The organism is Streptomyces sp. NPDC014656 (assembly GCF_043084305.1).
GTDB lineage: Bacteria > Actinomycetota > Actinomycetes > Streptomycetales > Streptomycetaceae > Streptomyces.
Genome location: NZ_JBIBZN010000003.1, coordinates 745,838 through 763,280, shown reverse-complemented (window position 1 = coordinate 763,280; position 17,443 = coordinate 745,838). Strand labels below are relative to the sequence as shown.

General features: G+C 69.9%; 12 protein-coding genes and 2 rRNA genes. 5 read left to right on the top strand and 9 right to left on the bottom strand.

Features of this window, described 5'->3' with window-relative positions; all coding sequences use genetic code 11:
• From ACF1ED_RS10685 to ACF1ED_RS10675, 3 genes are all read left to right on the top strand, one after another.
• A 23S ribosomal RNA gene (locus ACF1ED_RS10685) occupies positions 1-2,472 on the top strand; the annotation flags it as partial.
• A 72-nt stretch (positions 2,473-2,544) separates the two neighbouring features.
• Positions 2,545-2,661, top strand: a 5S ribosomal RNA gene (rrf, locus tag ACF1ED_RS10680).
• Positions 2,662-2,810: 149 nt separating this feature from the next.
• Positions 2,811-4,400 carry a hypothetical protein gene (locus ACF1ED_RS10675; protein WP_391758709.1) on the top strand — a complete coding sequence of 530 codons (1,590 nt, stop codon included), beginning with the start codon at positions 2,811-2,813 and terminating at the stop codon, positions 4,398-4,400.
• Between the two features lie 69 nt (positions 4,401-4,469).
• Here ACF1ED_RS10675 and ACF1ED_RS10670 read toward each other — a convergent pair whose 3' ends face one another.
• From ACF1ED_RS10670 to ACF1ED_RS10655, 4 genes are all read right to left on the bottom strand, one after another.
• Positions 4,470-5,267 (bottom strand): VOC family protein, encoded by a 798-nt coding sequence (locus ACF1ED_RS10670; RefSeq protein ID WP_391758707.1) that lies wholly within the window; start codon positions 5,265-5,267, stop codon positions 4,470-4,472.
• A gap of 100 nt (positions 5,268-5,367) precedes the next feature.
• Positions 5,368-5,877 carry an NUDIX domain-containing protein gene (locus tag ACF1ED_RS10665; protein WP_391758705.1) on the bottom strand — a complete coding sequence of 170 codons (510 nt, stop codon included), beginning with the start codon at positions 5,875-5,877 and terminating at the stop codon, positions 5,368-5,370.
• Positions 5,874-6,818, bottom strand: coding sequence for a universal stress protein (locus tag ACF1ED_RS10660; RefSeq protein WP_391758703.1), 945 nt, complete (start codon positions 6,816-6,818; stop codon positions 5,874-5,876). The genes ACF1ED_RS10665 and ACF1ED_RS10660 overlap by 4 nt, the downstream gene beginning before the upstream one ends.
• Before the next feature lie 54 nt (positions 6,819-6,872).
• A complete protein-coding gene (locus tag ACF1ED_RS10655) occupies positions 6,873-7,283 on the bottom strand; it encodes a DUF5997 family protein (protein WP_391758701.1) in 411 nt (136 codons plus the stop codon).
• Positions 7,284-7,395: 112 nt separating this feature from the next.
• Here ACF1ED_RS10655 and ACF1ED_RS10650 point away from each other — a divergent pair, with 112 nt between their 5' ends.
• Entirely contained in the window at positions 7,396-8,184 is a 789-nt protein-coding gene (locus ACF1ED_RS10650; RefSeq protein WP_391758699.1) for a LysR family substrate-binding domain-containing protein, read from the top strand.
• A 74-nt stretch (positions 8,185-8,258) separates the two neighbouring features.
• Positions 8,259-8,837: a Type-2Aa cytolytic delta-endotoxin gene (locus ACF1ED_RS10645; protein ID WP_391758697.1), complete on the top strand. Its 579-nt coding sequence runs from the start codon at positions 8,259-8,261 to the stop codon at positions 8,835-8,837.
• Between the two features lie 40 nt (positions 8,838-8,877).
• Here ACF1ED_RS10645 and ACF1ED_RS10640 read toward each other — a convergent pair whose 3' ends face one another.
• The 5 genes from ACF1ED_RS10640 to ACF1ED_RS10620 form a co-directional block, all read right to left on the bottom strand.
• Positions 8,878-9,429, bottom strand: coding sequence for a DUF6328 family protein (locus tag ACF1ED_RS10640; RefSeq protein WP_391758695.1), 552 nt, complete (start codon positions 9,427-9,429; stop codon positions 8,878-8,880).
• A gap of 77 nt (positions 9,430-9,506) precedes the next feature.
• On the bottom strand, positions 9,507-11,165 hold the full coding sequence (locus tag ACF1ED_RS10635; protein ID WP_391758693.1) for an FAD-dependent oxidoreductase: 1,659 nt from the start codon (positions 11,163-11,165) through the stop codon (positions 9,507-9,509).
• A 38-nt stretch (positions 11,166-11,203) separates the two neighbouring features.
• Entirely contained in the window at positions 11,204-12,109 is a 906-nt protein-coding gene (locus ACF1ED_RS10630) for a diiron oxygenase (RefSeq protein ID WP_391758691.1), read from the bottom strand.
• A 207-nt stretch (positions 12,110-12,316) separates the two neighbouring features.
• Complete coding sequence (locus ACF1ED_RS10625; RefSeq protein WP_391758769.1) at positions 12,317-14,089, bottom strand: S8 family serine peptidase; 1,773 nt, start codon at positions 14,087-14,089, stop codon at positions 12,317-12,319.
• 222 nt (positions 14,090-14,311) lie between these two features.
• Positions 14,312-17,305, bottom strand: coding sequence for a carbohydrate binding domain-containing protein (locus ACF1ED_RS10620; RefSeq protein WP_391758689.1), 2,994 nt, complete (start codon positions 17,303-17,305; stop codon positions 14,312-14,314).
• Positions 17,306-17,443 lie beyond the last annotated feature (138 nt).

The following is a 17,443-nucleotide window of genomic DNA, read 5'->3' as shown; positions in this document are numbered from 1 at the left end:
TCGTGACTGCGTGCCTTTTGAAGAATGAGCCTGCGAGTTTGCGGTGTGTTGCGAGGTTAACCCGTGTGGGGAAGCCGTAGCGAAAGCGAGTCCGAACAGGGCGATTCAGTAGCACGCTCAAGACCCGAAGCGGAGTGATCTAGCCATGGGCAGGTTGAAGCGGAGGTAAGACTTCGTGGAGGACCGAACCCACCAGGGTTGAAAACCTGGGGGATGACCTGTGGTTAGGGGTGAAAGGCCAATCAAACTCCGTGATAGCTGGTTCTCCCCGAAATGCATTTAGGTGCAGCGTCGCGTGTTTCTTGCCGGAGGTAGAGCACTGGATAGGCGATGGGCCCTACCGGGTTACTGACCTTAGCCAAACTCCGAATGCCGGTAAGTGAGAGCGCGGCAGTGAGACTGTGGGGGATAAGCTCCATGGTCGAGAGGGAAACAGCCCAGAGCATCGACTAAGGCCCCTAAGCGTACGCTAAGTGGGAAAGGATGTGGAGTCGCAGAGACAACCAGGAGGTTGGCTTAGAAGCAGCCACCCTTGAAAGAGTGCGTAATAGCTCACTGGTCAAGTGATTCCGCGCCGACAATGTAGCGGGGCTCAAGCGTACCGCCGAAGTCGTGTCATTGCAGTACATACCCCCAACGGGGACTGTGATGGGTAGGGGAGCGTCGTGTGCCGGGTGAAGCAGCCGCGGAAGCGAGTTGTGGACGGTTCACGAGTGAGAATGCAGGCATGAGTAGCGATACACACGTGAGAAACGTGTGCGCCGATTGACTAAGGGTTCCTGGGTCAAGCTGATCTGCCCAGGGTAAGTCGGGACCTAAGGCGAGGCCGACAGGCGTAGTCGATGGACAACCGGTTGATATTCCGGTACCCGCTTTGAAACGCCCAATACCGAGCCCGCTGATGCTAAGCCCGTGAAGCCGTTCCGGACCCTTCGGGGAAAGGAAAGTGGTGGAGCCGGCGAACCAAGGTGACAGTAGGTAAGCGATGGGGTGACGCAGGAAGGTAGTCCAGCCCGGGCGGTGGTAGTCCCGGGGTAAGGGTGTAGGCCGTGTGATAGGCAAATCCGTCACACATCAAGGCTGAGACCTGATGCCGAGCCGATTGTGGTGAAGTGGATGATCCTATGCTGTCGAGAAAAGCCTCTAGCGAGTTTCATGGCGGCCCGTACCCTAAACCGACTCAGGTGGTCAGGTAGAGAATACCGAGGCGTTCGGGTGAACTATGGTTAAGGAACTCGGCAAAATGCCCCCGTAACTTCGGGAGAAGGGGGGCCACCACCGGTGATGGAACTTGCTTCCTGAGCTGGGGGTGGCCGCAGAGACCAGCGAGAAGCGACTGTTTACTAAAAACACAGGTCCGTGCGAAGCCGTAAGGCGATGTATACGGACTGACGCCTGCCCGGTGCTGGAACGTTAAGGGGACCGGTTAGTGACCTTTCGGGGTTGCGAAGCTGAGAACTTAAGCGCCAGTAAACGGCGGTGGTAACTATAACCATCCTAAGGTAGCGAAATTCCTTGTCGGGTAAGTTCCGACCTGCACGAATGGCGTAACGACTTCTCGACTGTCTCAACCATAGGCCCGGTGAAATTGCACTACGAGTAAAGATGCTCGTTTCGCGCAGAAGGACGGAAAGACCCCGGGACCTTTACTACAGTTTGATATTGGTGTTCGGTTCGGCTTGTGTAGGATAGGTGGGAGACTGTGAAGCGGCCACGCCAGTGGTTGTGGAGTCGCCGTTGAAATACCACTCTGGTCGTGCTGGATGTCTAACCTGGGTCCGTGATCCGGATCAGGGACAGTGTCTGATGGGTAGTTTAACTGGGGCGGTTGCCTCCCAAAGGGTAACGGAGGCGCCCAAAGGTTCCCTCAGCCTGGTTGGCAATCAGGTGTTGAGTGTAAGTGCACAAGGGAGCTTGACTGTGAGACCGACGGGTCGAGCAGGGACGAAAGTCGGGACTAGTGATCCGGCGGTGGCTTGTGGAAGCGCCGTCGCTCAACGGATAAAAGGTACCCCGGGGATAACAGGCTGATCTTCCCCAAGAGTCCATATCGACGGGATGGTTTGGCACCTCGATGTCGGCTCGTCGCATCCTGGGGCTGGAGTCGGTCCCAAGGGTTGGGCTGTTCGCCCATTAAAGCGGTACGCGAGCTGGGTTTAGAACGTCGTGAGACAGTTCGGTCCCTATCCTCTGTGCGCGCAGGAATATTGAGAAGGGCTGTCCCTAGTACGAGAGGACCGGGACGGACGAACCTCTGGTGTGCCAGTTGTCCTGCCAAGGGCATGGCTGGTTGGCTACGTTCGGGAGGGATAACCGCTGAAAGCATCTAAGCGGGAAGCCTGCTTCGAGATGAGTATTCCCACCTCCTTGAGAGGGTAAGGCTCCCAGTAGACGACTGGGTTGATAGGCCGGATGTGGAAGCCCAGTAATGGGTGGAGCTGACCGGTACTAATAGGCCGAGGGCTTGTCCTCAGTTGCTCGCGTCCACTGTGTTAGTTCTGAAGTAACGAACTCCCTATCCGGTTGAGTTCAACTTCATAGTGTTTCGGTGGTCATAGCGTTAGGGAAACGCCCGGTTACATTCCGAACCCGGAAGCTAAGCCTTTCAGCGCCGATGGTACTGCAGGGGGGACCCTGTGGGAGAGTAGGACGCCGCCGAACAATTTTTAGCCTCAACCCCCGGACACCGTCCGGGGGTTGAGGCATTTTTGCGTTCTCGTGAAGCCTGGGGCGCTTCGCTTCTCTTCTCCTGGGGGCGGGCCTAGCGTCGGCGGTCGGCGCGACTGTCCGACGCATCCCTAGGAGCTGCCTTGAGCACACGTCCACCCCGACGGCGGGGACGCGCGGCGGTCGTCGCCGGCGTCCTCTCCGCCCTGCTGCTGGCGGGATCGGCACCCGTCGCCCAGGCCGACGAGATACCGCTCGCCCTCGGGCACCGGCTGGTCGAACACTACGAAGGGGCCCCGGCCACCGCCAGGCCGCTGCCCGGCGCCGGGCCCGCCCAGCATCCGTACCTCGCCCCCAACGGACGCAGCGGGATGCACGCCGACGGGGCCGGCAGCGGGACCCACCCGTATCCGGCGCCGCTCGGGCGGGAACCGAGGGTCACCAGTGAACAGATCGCCCCCGTCGGCGGAGAGTGCGCGACCGCCACCTTCGACGCCGGCGGGCGGCTCATCACCGTCTGCGGGACCTTCACCGGCTTCCTCCTGAAGCTCCTCGACCCGCGCAGCCTGGACACCCTCGCCGAGTACAAGCTGCCGCAGCGGTCCTCCACCGTCGAGGCCGTCACCCGGCTCGACTTCGAGAAGATCTTCAAGGACACGTCCGGAGGGGCCTACTTCTACCTGGACGACCGCGACCGGGTGGTCCTCGCCGACTCCCGGCAGCACGTGCTGCGGATCGCGCACGGCCGGAAGGCCGACGGCGGCTGGGAGTTCACCGTCGAGGACGACTGGGACCTCACCCCGCTGGTGCCGCACGACTGCGTCAGCTGGACCAACCTGTTCCCCGACGGGGAGTGCGACCCCGTCACGTCCGTGATGCCGGACTGGGACGGGCGGATCTGGTGGGTCACCCGCCTCGGGCGCGTCGGCACCGTCGACCCCGCCACCGGGACGCTGCGGGCGGTCCAGCTCGACGGGGAGGAGATCCAGAACTCCTTCTCCGTCGCCGAGGACGGCGTCTCCATCGTCACCGACCACGCGCTCTACGCCTTCCGGGCCGGTGACGACGGCACCCCGCAGGCCGTCTGGCGGGAGGAGTACGACCGGGGGACCGGGACCAAGCCCGGCTCGGTGAACCAGGGTTCGGGGACCACGCCCGACCTCTTCGGCAGCCGCGAACAGTACGTGGCCATCACCGACAACGCCGACGACCGGATGAACGTCCTCGTCTACCGGCGGGGAGCGGACGTGCCGACGGCGGAGCGGCTCGTGTGCAAGGTGCCGGTCTTCCGCTCCGGGGCGTCGACCACCGACAACTCCCTGATCAGCTGGGGCGACAGCCTCGTCGTGGAGAACAACTACGGGTACGAGAACCCCTCGTCGCTCGGATTCGGGCGCAGCGTCACCGGCGGGGCGAACCGGATCGACGTGCGGGGCGACGGCAGCGGGTGCGACGTCGTCTGGGAGAGCGACGTGCGGTCGCCGTCCACCGTGCCCAAGCTCTCCACCGCCAACGGGCTGCTCTACTTCTACGAGAAGCGGCCCAACTCCCTCGGGATCGACGCCTGGTACCTCACGGCCGTCGACTTCCGCACCGGAGACCGGGTCTTCTCGCGCTTCACCGGGACCGGGCTCGCCTACGACAACAACTGGGCGCCCGTCACGCTCGGGCCCGACGGCACCGCCTACGTCGGGGTGTTCAACGGGATCATCGCCGTGCGCGACTCCACCTGAGACCGGGCGGACGGGGAGGGCGCGGCGCCCCTCGGCCGGGGCGCCGCGCCGGTCCCGTACCCCCGCGGGTCACTCCATGGGAGGCATCTCGCCGACCGTCGTGCGGACGTCGATCACCGCGAAGGCGGCGCCCTGCGGGTCGAGGAGGGAGGCGAAGCGGCCGAAGGGGCTGTCCATCGGGCCGAAGATCTTGCGCCCGCCGGCGCGTTCGGCCGCGGCGACCGCCAGGTCGCAGTTGTCGACGGCGAAGTAGACCTGGATGTAGTTCGGGACCTCCGGGGGGAAGTCGGCTGCGGTCATCGTCATGCGGCCGAGGAGCGGGTCGGCGCCGAGGTCGAAGACCTTGTAGTCCATGTCCTCGCCGGTCATCCTCTTCGTGCGGTAGCCGAAGACGCTCGTGAAGAAGGCGTCGGACTTCCCGGGCTCGCGGGTGAAGACCTCGGCCCACACGTAGGAGCCGGACTCCCCCTCCAGTTCGAAGCCCTGGTGGACGCCGGACTGCCAGAGGCCGAAGGTCACGCCCGACGGGTCCTGGGCGATGCACATCGAGCCGAAGTCGCCCACCTTCATCGGCTCCATCAGCACCGTGCCGCCCGCCGTCCTGATCTTCTCCGCCGTGGCGGCGACATCGTCCGAGGCGAGGTAGAGACACCAGGCGGACCGCGGCGGGGCGTCGCCGCCGGGCATCGGCGGGACGACGGCGGCCACCGCCTTCCCGTCCTTGTACGCCTGGGTGTAGTTGCCGAACTCCGTCGACGCCTCGCCGAAGGTCCAGCCCAGCACGTCGGCGTAGAACGTCTTGGCGGCCTCGTCCTCGGTCAACATCGCGTCGGTCCAGACCGGGGTGCCTTCAGGTCGTGCGGCCATGACGTGACTCTCGCTTCCGGTCGGTGACGTGGTGCGCGGCTCGTGGTCCTTGCCCACGCTAGTCACGACCGGCCCGGCCCGCGCGGTGGCGCGGCCGGGTTCAGTGCGGGAGCCGGGTGAGGCCGTAGCGGTGGAAGGGGGCCCGGGGGAGGGCCAGGTCGGGGCGCCAGGCGGCGAGGACCTGCGCGGACGGCAGGAAGAGGGCCCGGGGCAGCTCGTCCGGGGAGGTCCAGCGCCAGTGCGCGATCTTCGCGGGCTCGGCGACGGCGGGGGTCCCCTCGAAGCTCCGCACCACCGTGGCCGCCGTCAGCCGGGTCAGCCGCGAGGAGGTCACCGTGTCGAGGAGCAGGCCGATGACCTCCACGTCGGCCGGCCCGGCGCGCAGGGTGGTCTCCTCGGCCAGCTCGCGGGCCGCGGCCTCCTCGATCGACTCGCCCGGCTCCACCCCGCCGCCCGGAAGCTCCCAGACGCCGGAGTGGTCCAGGCCGAGGAGGACCCGGCCGTCGCCGTCCAGGACGACGATCCCGGCGCCCAGGGCGGCGCTCGGGGCAGGCGGGCGGGTGTTGCGGGAGGCGGCGGCGGGATCGGAGGCGTACACGTCGGGCGTCATGCGCCCTGTCTACCAGGTGCCGCCGGCAGGACCACCGCCACCGGGCAGGCCGCGTGGTGGAGCACCGCGTGGGCCACCGAACCCACCAGGAGCTCGGCGATGCGGTGGCGGTGGTGCCGGCCCACGACCAGGAGGGCCGCGTCCGCGGAGGCGTCGACCAGCAGGACGGCCGCGTCGCCCGGGACCACCGTCCGCACCAGCTCCACGTCCGGACGGTGTGCGGCGAAGGGGCGCAGACGGGCCTCCTGCTCCCGCCGGGCCTCGGACAGCAGCTGCTCGCCCTCGTCCGCCAGGGGCAGCGGAGGCGGTACCTGGAAGGCGGGGGAGGGTGCGGCGACCAGTGCGGACGGGGTCGGCGGGAGACGCAGCGCCGTCACGGCCTCCAGGGGGACGCGGCGGAGCGCGGCGGTCCCGAAGGCGAAGTCGATCACCTCGTCCGGGGTCTCCTCCGGGTGCAGGCCGAGCAGGACGCGGCCGGCCTCGGGGCCGCTGTCCAGGGACGCCGTCCGGGCCTCGTGGGGGACCACCACCAGCGGACAGGGCGAGCGGGCGGCCAGCGACCGGCCGGTGGAACCGAGCAGGAGACTGGCGAAGCCGCCGTGGCCGCGCGAGCCCGTCACCAGGAGGCGCGCGCCCCGGGCGGCCTCGGGCAGGACGTCGGTGACGGCGCCGTCCAGGGAGACGTACCGCACGGGGACCGCGTGGCCGCGCTCCTCCACGACGGTCCGGACCGCGTCCAGGACCGTGTCGGGCAGCTCCGGCTCCGCGCCCAGCGAGGCGATCCGGGCCGCACCCAGCTGGAGGGCCTCGGAGCGGACGTGCGCCACGACGAGGGGCACGGCCAGTGCCTCGGCGGCGCCCAGCGCCCACGAGAGGGCGCGGAGACTGTGCTCGGAGCCGTCCACGGCGGCGACGACGGGAGGATCGCTCTCCAGGTTCATGAGGGAATGCCTCCCTCGCCCGGCGCCGCGCCACGCCGGTGGGTCAGGAGGGGATCAGGCGCCCTGCTCGCGGGCGGCCCGCTCGGCCGCGCGCTGGGCGTTGCGCTCCTTGATGCGGACGGTCTCCTTGCGGACGTCGGCCTGGGTGGCGCGCTCCTGGACCAGCCACTCCGGGGCCTCGGTCTTCAGGGCCTCGATCTGCTCGGTGGTCAGGGCCTCGGTGATCCCGCCGCGGGCGAGACCGGAGATGGAGATGCCCAGCTTGGAGGCGACCACGGGGCGCGGGTGCGGGCCGTTCTGCCGCAGCTCCTTCAGCCAGGCCGGGGGGTTCGCCTGGAGCTCGTTCAGCTCGGAGCGCGAGACGACACCCTCCTGGAACTCGGCGGGGGTGGCCTCGAGGTACACACCCAGCTTCTTGGCCGCGGTGGCCGGCTTCATCGTCTGGGAGTTCTGGTGCGACGTCATGGGGTCAAGGGTATCGAGGCCCCGGGCCTCCTCCGACCACGGCCGCCCTCCCACCTGCGCCGACGGGGCCGTCCGCGCGGGTGGGAGGCCCGGCGGCGGGTAATCTTGCGGGGTGACAGACTCCCCGCTCGCCCCCGCCCCCGACGCCACGGCCTTCCGGCTCGCCTACGTGCCCGGGGTGACGCCCTCGAAGTGGGTGCGGATCTGGGAGCAGCGGCTGCCCGACGTGCCGCTCAGGCTCGTGCAGGTCACGCCTGGTGAGGCCTTCGGGGCGCTGCGGGACGGCGGCGCCGACGCGGCGCTGCTGCGGCTGCCGGTCGACGGCGAGGACCTGAGCGCGATCCCGCTGTACGAGGAGACGAGCGTGGTGATCCTGCCCAAGGACCACCACTTCGCCGCGGCCGAGGAACTGACCCCGGAGGACCTGGCGGAGGAGCTGGTGCTGCACCCGCTCGACGACACCCTCGGCTGGGAGGCGCCGCCCGGGCGGCCCGCCTTCCAGCGGCCGGAGACCACCGCCGACGCGGTCGAGCTGGTCGCCGCCGGGGTGGGGCTGCTGGTGGCCCCGCAGTCGCTGGCCCGGCTGCACCACCGCAAGGACCTCACGTACCGCACGATCGACGGTGTCCCGCAGTCGCGGGTGGCGCTCTCCTGGCCGAAGGCCGAGGAGGCCCCCGACCTGGTGGAGGAGTTCATCGGGATCGTGCGCGGCCGGACGGTCAACAGCACCCGGGGGCGGCGCGCGGAGGCCCAGAAGGGGCAGAAGACCGTGAAGGCGGCCCCGAAGCCCGCGAAGAAGGCGGCGGGGGCGAAGCCGGCCCGGTCCCAGAAGCCCGCGAAGCCCGCCAAGGGCAAGGGCGGTGCCGCCGGGCGCGGCGGGAAGCCCCGCCGCGGGCGCTGAGCGGTGCCCTCGGCATACTCCTCCTGATGATCGAACGCCCGCTCCGGCGGGCGGCGAGAGAACAGGAGAAGCCTTTGGCCGCCAGTTTCAGGACCGTCGTCGAGGTGGCGCCCGACCGCCTCGAAGAGGCCCGGTCGATCGACCGCGTCTTCCAGGAGGCGATCGCCCCCGCCACCGTCAACTTCGACTTCGAGGCCATCCACAAGGCCGCCGCGGCCGTCCCGGACAGCACCGTCGTCCGGATGGTGCGCGGCTGGGGCCTCAAGGAGTACGCGCCGCTGCTCGTCATGGTGCTCTCGCTGAAGGAGGCCGTCCGCCAGGCCCTGCCGGCCGAGTGCGCGGAGGCGGGCTTCTGGGGGACGGTGGAGCGGGAGCTGGTCGCCGCGTTCACCGGTCTCGGCGAGCAGGAGGGGCAGCCGGGTCTGTCGTTCTACGAGGAGTCCGGGGAGCGCACCCGCTACTACCGTGACCTCTTCTTCGCCCTCCAGGACGAGGGCGCGGGCGAGGCCCTGCACGCGCTCGCGTTCTGCGTGGACGTGACCGTCGAGCTGCCGAAGGAGCAGGTGCTCGGGCTCGGTCTGACGGACACGGCGCCGTTCGCCGTCGGGCTGAACGCGATCGTGCTGCGGCGTCCGCTCGCCGTCGCCGCCTGATCCGGAACCGTCCGCCGGCCCGCCGTCCCGGGCCGGATCCTCAGTGGGGCCACGGGCCGTAGTTGTCGCCCGTACCGTTGTTGCCGTTGCCGTTGCCGTTGCCGCCGTTGGTGCCGCGCCGCCGGGCGACGACGGGCACCAGGAACCAGCAGAGCGCCAGCCACAGCGCCATCACGACGACCAGCCAGACCGCGAGGGCGTCGTCCAGCACCATGCGCATGATCAGCAGGAACGTCGACACCATCGTCAGGTAGAGCAGCACCACGCCGACCAGCGTCAGGCGCGCCGCCCAGTTCACCGTCTCCGGTTTGAGCCGGCGTCCCGCCACCAGCCGGTGCACCGCGACCGGGGCGACGAGCGCCCCCGTGGTCGCCGCTCCCAGGAACACCGTGACCACGTAGATGGTCCGGTCCGTCGTGCCCAGCTCGGCGAAGCGCGGCTGGAAGACGACGGCGACGAGGAAGCCGAAGAGGATCTGGGTGCCCGTCTGGGCGACCCGCAGTTCCTGTAGGAGTTCGCCCCAGCGCCGGTCTGCCCGCTGCGCGGGGCTCTCCCCGCGGCCGTCGTCGTGCGGGACCCCTCGGCCGGTCATACGGGGCGAGTGCCCCCACACCCGCCCCGTATGCCGTCCCGTTCGGATGCGCCTTCTCCGCGCGCGCCCCGCCCGTGTCAGCCCACCGGGCCGCGCAGCCGGCTCCGGCGGGCCGCCGCGACCAGCTCGGGGACCGTGGCGAGCTTGACCCGCGGCCGGCCGGCCGCCGCGCCCCGGGCCCGCTCGGCGCGGTCGATGGCGGCGAGGCCGCGGGCGTCCACCAGCCGGCCGCTGCGGCCGCGGGCGAGCCGCGCGAAGTCCTTCGCGGAGCCGGACGGCTTCGGGAGGCGGCCGTCGACGGCGTCGGCGAGGAGGCTGCCGACGGTCTCGGCGGCGCAGCTCCGGTTGGCGCCGATGCCGCCGGAGGGGCCGCGCTTGATCCAGCCGACGACGTAGGTGCCGGTCATGCCGTCGACCCGGCCCGCGGTGTGCGGGACGGTGCCGGTGGTCTCGTCGAAGGGGAGCCCGGCGAGGGGGACGCCCCGGTAGCCGATGGCGCGGACGAGGAGGCCGGCCGGGATCTCGGCGGGGCCGTCGGCGCCGCCGGCGCGGACCGCGCGGACCGTGTCCGGGCCGAGAACCTCCTCGGGTGCCGAGTGGAAGCGCAGGACGATCCGGCGCCGTCCGGTGCCGGGGCCCCGCGTCCAGTCCACGGTCTCGCGGGCGGTGTCCTTGAGGAGGGCGGCCCGGTCGCCGGGGGCGGCGGCGTCGATGGCCTCGGCGATCCGGGGGTCGTGGGTGTCGACGACGAGGTCGACGCCGGGGACGTGCCCGAGGGCGAGGATCTCGGAGGCGGTGTACGCGGCGTCCTCGGGGCCGCGCCGGCCGAGCAGCACGACCTCGCGGAGCCGGGAGTCCCGCAGGGCGGCGAGGGCGTGGTCGGCGATGTCGGTGGCGGCGAGGGCCTCGGGGTCGGTGACGAGGACGCGGGCGACGTCGAGGGCGACGTTGCCGGTGCCGACTATCACGGCCCGCTCGGCCGTGCCCAGGGCGACGGCTTCGGGGGCGGTCTCCGGGTGGGCGTTGTACCAGGAGACGAGGGAGGTGGCGGAGAGGCTGCCGGGGAGGTCCTCGCCGGGGATGCCGAGGCGCCGGTCGGACGGGGCGCCGACCGCGTACACGACCGCGTCGTGGTGGGCGGCCAGCTCCTCGGGGGTGACGTCCTTGCCGATCTCCACGCCGAGCCGGACGGTGGCCCGGGGGTGGGTGTGGAAGCGGGCGAGGCTGTCGCCGGCGCCCTTGGTGGCCGGGTGGTCGGGGGCCACGCCGTAGCGGACGAGGCCGCCGGCCACCGGGAGCCGGTCGATGAGGGTGACCTCGGCGTTGGTGTGCAGGAGCAGGTCCTCCGCGGCGTACATGCCGGCGGGGCCGGTGCCGACGACCGCGACCCGGATCGGGGCGAAGTCGGAGGGCAGCGAGCGTCCGAAGGAGGGCTCGCCCCAGGGGTGGAAGGTGGGGGAGGCGAGGACGGGGGCGGGTTCGCGGCCCTCGTAGTGGGCGGCGTTGATCGCCTCGTACTTCTTCAGCGGCCCGGTGAGCCGGTCGACCGGGAAGATCGCGTCGACCGGGCAGGCGTCGGCGCAGGCGCCGCAGTCGATGCAGCTCCTCGGGTCGACGTAGAGCATCTCGGTGGTGCCGAAGTCCGGTTCCTCGGGCGTCGGGTGGATGCAGTTGACCGGGCAGACGGCGACGCAGGTGGCGTCGGAGCAGCAGGTCTGGGTGATGGCGTAGGTCATGTCGGCGGCTCGGCTCGGCTCGGCTCGTCGGGGTCGGGTCAGAGGAGGTGGGCGCGCTGGTAGAAGCGCTTGGCGGGCCGGGTCAGCATGCCGACGTCGCCGAGGAACTCCATGAGGCCGGAGCAGCTGGCGCGGAGCCGGGCCTTGTAGTGCTCGTTGGCGGCGGCCTCGCGGCGGGCGCGCTCGGGGTCGAGGCCGGCCCGGACGTACACCTCGGGGTTCACCAGGCTGGTGATGATGTAGTACGCGGCGATGGCGACGATCAGCGCCTGGAAGTGGCGGCGGGCGCGGCCGGCGCGGGCGAGGTGGCGGCGGGTCTCCTCCCGGGCGAACTGCATGTGCCGGGACTCCTCGACGACGTGGATGTTGTTGATGGTCCGCACGAAGGGGACCACCCGCTCGTCGCGCATCCAGTCGCGCTGCATGACGTCGAGGACCTCCTCGGCGACGAGGATGCCGGCGTAGGCGGCCTCGCCGAAGCCGACGGTCTTCATGACCCGGCCGAGCTCCATGACGGCGCGCTTGGGGCGGTAGGCGGGGGCACCGAGCTTCTGGGAGCCGCGCGCGAACATGATCGAGTGGCGGCACTCGTCGGCGATCTCGGTGAGCGCCCACTGGAAGCGGGGGTCGGTGTGGTCGGTGCGGTAGATGTCCCTCAGGACCATCTGCTGGAGGATCATCTCGAACCAGATGCCGGTGGAGGCGACGGAGGCGGACTCCTGGCGGGTCAGCTCCTTCTGCTGCTCCTCGGTCATCTCGTTCCAGTACGCGGTGCCGTAGAGGCTGTTCCACTCGGGGCTCTGGCCGTGGAAGCCCTTGTCGAGCGGGGTGTCCCAGTCGACCTCGACGGCGGGGTCGTAGCTGAGCTTGGCGGCCGACCGGAGGAGCCGTTCGGCGACGTCGTCCTGGTCGTGGTTGTCCGGGCGAACGGTGCTGCTGGCCATCGTTGCGGCTCCTTGGGTCACGCGGTCGGCTCTAGGTCGTCCCTCGCTTGTTAGACATCGCGTCTAGCAAGCTTGTTAGACGGAACGTATAGCAAGGGTGCCGCGCGGGCTACCCCTCGGTACGGACTTTCTCGGCCGGGCACGCGAAGGGGGCCGGAGCGCGGGCGCTCCGGCCCCCTCGGGGACCTGCGGATCAGGAGGTGCGGATCAGAAGGTCAGGTTCCAGGCGTCGATCTTCCCGGTGTCCGCGCTCGCGTTGTCGCTGACGCGGAGCTTCCAGACGCCGTTCGCCACCTCGGAGGAGGCGTTGACCGTGTACGTCTGGAGGATGTTGTCGGTGCCGCTGCCGGTCCGGTTGTGCAGGTTGTAGACCGAGCCGTCGGGGGCGACCAGGTCGACCTTGAGGTCACCGATGTAGGTGTGCTTGATGTCCACGCCCACCTTGAGGGTGGCCGGCGCGTTGCCGGTGACGCCGCTGACGGTGAGCGCGCTCTCGACGGTGGTGTTGTCGGGGACGGTCACGTCGGTGAGGTTCTCGAAGTACTTCCCGGGCGGGGGCGGGGTCGAGCCGCCGACGGCCTTGAGGGCGTCCACCCGGCCCTCGCCGAAGAAGCTGTTCTTCGCCGTGGTGCCGGTGCAGCGGGCGTCCGACGGGCAGGCCAGGTCGGTGGCGTGCTCGCCGAGCTTGGCGCGGAGGTCCGCCGGGGTGTACGCCGGGTTGGCGCTGGCCAGGAGGGCGGCGACGCCCGCGACGTGCGGGGAGGCCATCGACGTGCCGCTCAGCGAGGAGTACTTGCCGCCGGGGACCGTGCTGTACACGGACTCGCCGGGCGCCGAGACCTCGATGACGTCACGGCCGTAGTTGGAGAACGACGCCTTGGACGTGCCGCTGGTGCCGTTGGCGGCGACCGTGACCACGCCCGGCAGCTCGGCCGGGATGTCGAGGCAGTCGTTGGTGATCGTGCGGCTCACCGGCGTCGAGTCGTTCGGGCTCGACGAGTCGGTGGTCTTGTTGGCCAGGTCGACGTTGGAGTTGCCGGCCGCCGCGACCTGGAGCGAGCCCTTGCCGTCGGCGTACGCCTGGGCGCGTCCCACGCCCTCCAGGATGGCCGCCTGGTCGAGGTTGTTCGGGCAGTTGAACTGCCACGGGTCCGTGTAGTAGCTGTTGTTGGTGACCTTGAAGCCGTGGTCACCGGCCCACATCAGACCGCAGATGGTGTTCTCGGCGAAGAAGAGGGTGCTGCCGGGCTCGGCGATGCGCACCGAGGAGATCTTCACGCCCGGCGCGACGCCGATGGCGCCCTTGCCGTTCTTGGCCGCCGCGACCGTGCCGGCCACGTGGGTGCCGTGCTGGTCGACGTCGCGCCAGGCGCCGGTGCGGGTGTCCGCCTTGCCGTAGGCGCAGGAGACCGAGTCGGCGGCGTTGAAGTTCGGCGCCAGGTCCTGGTGCTGGTCGTCGACGCCGGTGTCCAGGATGCCGACCTTGACGGTGGCGGAGCCCTGGTTGACCGCCCAGGCCTGGTCGGCCTTGATCTGCGTCATGTCCGAGCGGACGGGCTCGGTCGTCGGGGCCGCCGACTGCGCGGGGTTGGCCGGGAGCGCCGGGTTGTAGGCGTCGGCCGGGACGTCCGAGGTGCGCGTCGCGCCGACCTTCTGCACGCCCGCGACGCCGCGCATGGTGGTGGCGAAGGAGGCGGAGGTCGAGTGGGCGACGACGACGCCGATGGCGTCGAAGGAGGAGAAGACCGAACCGCCGTTGGCGGCCACGGCGTTGCGGACCGCGGTGGTGTCACCGGGGGCGGTGATCACCAGGTAGGCGCGGGTGCCGGCGGCCCAGGCGGCCGGGGCGGCGGGTGCCTGCTGGGCGGCCCGGGCGTTCGCGGTGAAGGCCGCGAGCGGCTCGTTGTCGAGCGGGGCGGCCTGGGCGAAGGAGACCGGGCCCGCGAGGGCCAGGGTCGTGCCGAGGGCGATCGCCGCGATTCTCATCCGGCCGGATATGTGGGAAAACAATGCGTCCTCCGATGGCCCGGTGGCGCGGGTGGCGCCGGCCGGGCCCTGTGATGTGTGGGGTGGACGCAAGATCCCAGACGGGCGGGGGCGGAGGGAAGCCTTCTGTCCGACAAGCCCGTCCACGTAACAGAATCTTGACTTGAACATGCCGAAGAGGGGGCGGTTCTCCTCCTCCGCCCCCTCCTCGCGGGATCACTTCAGGTACGGACCCGCCGTGCCGATCTTCCCGGGACCGTTCAGGACGTACACCCGCAGGTTGCCCTTGCCGGGGGCGCCGACCGACAGGGTGCCGTTGGTGACGGTCCGCACGTCACCGGTGACGGCGTCGGTGTAGGTGCCGTTGGGGACGCCGCTGTAGGTGGCGCCGCCCGAGACCGTGACGAGGGCGAAGCTGTCCGTGGAGCCGCTGGTGTAGCGGCGCTTGAAGGCCATGCCGCCCGAGATGCCCTCGGTGGAGTACTGGCCCATCTGGAGCGCGGGGATCGCCCGCCGGATCTCGTTGAGCCGCTGGACGTGCTTGACCAGGGGCTGCTGGAGGGTGGTCGCGACCTGGCCGCTCGCCGCGGAGACCTTCGAGAAGTCGGAGGCGGTGACGGTGCCGGCGAGGTGGGCGCCGTAGTACGCGCGGCCGGTGGTCGCCAGCGGGCAGGTGGGCCCGCAGTCGATCTTCTGCCCCTTCTGGAACTCGATCTCGGAGCCGTAGTAGAGCGTCGGGATGCCGCGGAAGGTCCACATCAGGGACATGTTCTCGGCCCAGGCGTCGGTGCCGCCGGTGTACCGCTCGCTGGACTTGTTGGGTCCGTAGTCGTGGCTGTCGACGTAGACGACGTTGTAGGTGGCGTCGTTGTAACTGTCGTCCGAGTCCTTGCCGTTGGAGAAGGCGTTGTAGGCGTCACCGAAGTTCATGTGCATGCGCATGTCGATGACGTTCATGCCGGAGAAGCGGCTGTGGTCGGGCGCGTGGTAGCTGTTGCCGTTCAGGAAGGCGTTGCTGGAGGTGGGCTGGTTGCCGGTGCCCTGCTGCTGCTCGTAGTCGTACATCTCCAGCGCGGCCTTGGTGTCGTCGGCGTCGTACTCCTTGCGCTCCTTCCAGGTGAAGAACTGGGCGGAGTGGTTGACCGAGCCGCGGTTCCACTTGTCGTTGACGAAGGCCGCGACCTCGCCGAAGACGAAGAAGTTCTTCGCCGCCTCGGCGCCGTGCCGCTGGGCGACCCGCTCCTGGATCGCGGGGAGGAAGCGCCGGTTCCAGGTGGTGCGCGGGATGTGCACGGCGGTGTCGACGCGGAAGCCGTCCACGCCCATGTCGATGTACTTGTTGTACGCGCCGATCAGGTAGTTCTGGACGGTCGCCTTCTCGGTGTCGAAGTCCGCCAGGTCCTCGTGCAGCCAGCAGGAACGGGAGTCCTCACCCTCCCAGTTGCCGATCCAGCACTGGTGGTAGAGGCTCTTCGGGAACATGCCCGAGGTGGGGCTGGGCCACTGGCAGTTGTAGACCGTGTAGCCCTCGGCGCTCTTCCCGCCGGTCGGCTTGCCCCAGTTGACGCAGGTGTTGCCGGTGGGCTCGGCCGTCGACCACAGGTCGCCGTTGTAGTACGACTTGCCGGACTTGGGGTCGACGGTCAGGCCGTCGTACTCGAAGCCGGGCTGCTTCTCGTCGTAGTACCAGCTCCACTGGGTGTCCCGGACGCCGTACACGGTCGGCGTGAACAGGCCCTTGGCGCCCCAGCGCGAGGAGTGGTTGTAGACGACGTCCTGGTAGATCTTCATGCCCTTGGCGTGGGCGGCGTCGATGAGGTCCTGGTAGGAGGCGCCGGCCGACTCCAGGCGCGGGTCGACCTTGTAGAAGTCGTAGCCGTGGTAGCCGTGGTAGTCGTAGTCCGAGCGGTTGAGCACCACCGGGGTGACCCAGACGGCGGAGAATCCGAGGCCCTTGATGTAGTCGAGCTTCTGGACCAGGCCCTTGAAGTCGCCCCGGAACATGGGGTCGTCGTTGGCCGCGTTCCCCGACTTCACGTGCTGGCTGCCGCCCCGGTTGTTGGAGGCGTCGCCGTCGTAGAAGCGGGCGGTGAGGACGAAGTAGATCGGGTCCTTGCGCGGGTCGGTGCCGAGCGGCTTGCCGTTCGCCGGGGCGGTGGGCCTGTCGCCGGTGGTGGCGGTGGCCGGCGCGGAGGCGGCCGAGACGTTCCCGGCGGCGTCCACGGCCTTCACCGTGTACGTGTACGCGGTCCGCTCGGCGAGGTTCGTGTCGGAGAAGACCGTCGAGCCGACGTCCGTGACGACCGTGCCGGTGCTGCCGCCGACCCGTGTGACCTGGTACTTCGTCACGCCGCGGTCGTCGGTGGCGGCGTCCCAGGAGAGCAGGACGGAGACGCCGTCGGCGCTCGCGGTGACCCGGCCCGGGGCGGTGGGCGCCTGGGTGTCGGGCGGGGTGGCGGCGCACGGGTCGGACGCGTTCGCGGTCACCACCCGGTCCCGGACGGTGGTGGTGCCGGTGCCGATCGTGTAGTCGGAGCCGCCGTTGTTGTCCCACACGCCGTTGCCGTTGTTGAAGGCGGCCTTGAGGGAGGTGGCGGTGGAGAGGTCCAGCTCCCGCTTCCACCAGCCGGTGCAGGCCGCCGTCATGCCGAGGCCGGGCGCGGCCGTCCACGCGCCGCCGGCCGGCTGGTAGTGGACGTTCACCGTCGACCAGCCGAGGGAGGCCGAGGAGTAGTACACCGTCGCCTTGTGGGAGGCCGGCGGCGGGGTGTCGGCGCAGGGGTCGGAGTGGGCGACGACGCCGTCCTTCACCGTGATGTTCCCGGTGCCGAGGGCGTAGTCCTTGCCGCCGTTGTTGTCCCAGGTGCCGGTGCCGTTGTTGAAGGTGGCCCGGAGGCCCGCGGCGGAGCCGAGGCTGACGGTCTTCTTCACCCAGTCGGTACAGGCGGGTTCCATCGCCGTGCCGGGGACGGCGGTCCAGGAGCCGCCGTCGGGCGCGTAATGCAGGTTGTAGGCCGACCAGTTCTTGGTCCTGGTCCAGTAGTACACCGTCGCGGTGTTCTCGGCGACGGCCGCCGCCGGGACGGCGTCGGCGGGGGAGGGGGGCGAGGCGGCGGTGCCGGACGGCGCGGCCACCAGGCCGGTGAGACCGGCGGCGACGCCGAGCAGCGCGAGTGCGCGCCCTCGTGGCCGTGTGCGGGTGGGGGTCATGCGGACTCCAGACGGGGGCGCGCCGGGGCGGGGGCCGGTGGTGAGACAGGGGATCGGCCCCCGTGGAAGCGCGTGCGGAAACTTGCGGAAAGTTCTTGCGTCGGCGGGAAGTTACCCCTGTGTGGCGCGCGCGTAAAG

Excerpts from the sequence above, each read along its gene's own strand:
- ACF1ED_RS10670 (WP_391758707.1), bottom strand. The coding sequence starts at position 5,267 with ATGGCCGCACGACCTGAAGGCACCCCGGTCTGGACCGACGCGATGTTG.
- ACF1ED_RS10665 (WP_391758705.1), bottom strand. The coding sequence starts at position 5,877 with ATGACGCCCGACGTGTACGCCTCCGATCCCGCCGCCGCCTCCCGCAAC.
- ACF1ED_RS10660 (WP_391758703.1), bottom strand. The coding sequence starts at position 6,818 with ATGAACCTGGAGAGCGATCCTCCCGTCGTCGCCGCCGTGGACGGCTCC.
- ACF1ED_RS10655 (WP_391758701.1), bottom strand. The coding sequence starts at position 7,283 with ATGACGTCGCACCAGAACTCCCAGACGATGAAGCCGGCCACCGCGGCC.
- ACF1ED_RS10640 (WP_391758695.1), bottom strand. The coding sequence starts at position 9,429 with ATGACCGGCCGAGGGGTCCCGCACGACGACGGCCGCGGGGAGAGCCCC.
- ACF1ED_RS10635 (WP_391758693.1), bottom strand. The coding sequence starts at position 11,165 with ATGACCTACGCCATCACCCAGACCTGCTGCTCCGACGCCACCTGCGTC.
- ACF1ED_RS10630 (WP_391758691.1), bottom strand. The coding sequence starts at position 12,109 with ATGGCCAGCAGCACCGTTCGCCCGGACAACCACGACCAGGACGACGTC.
- ACF1ED_RS10620 (WP_391758689.1), bottom strand. The coding sequence starts at position 17,305 with ATGACCCCCACCCGCACACGGCCACGAGGGCGCGCACTCGCGCTGCTC.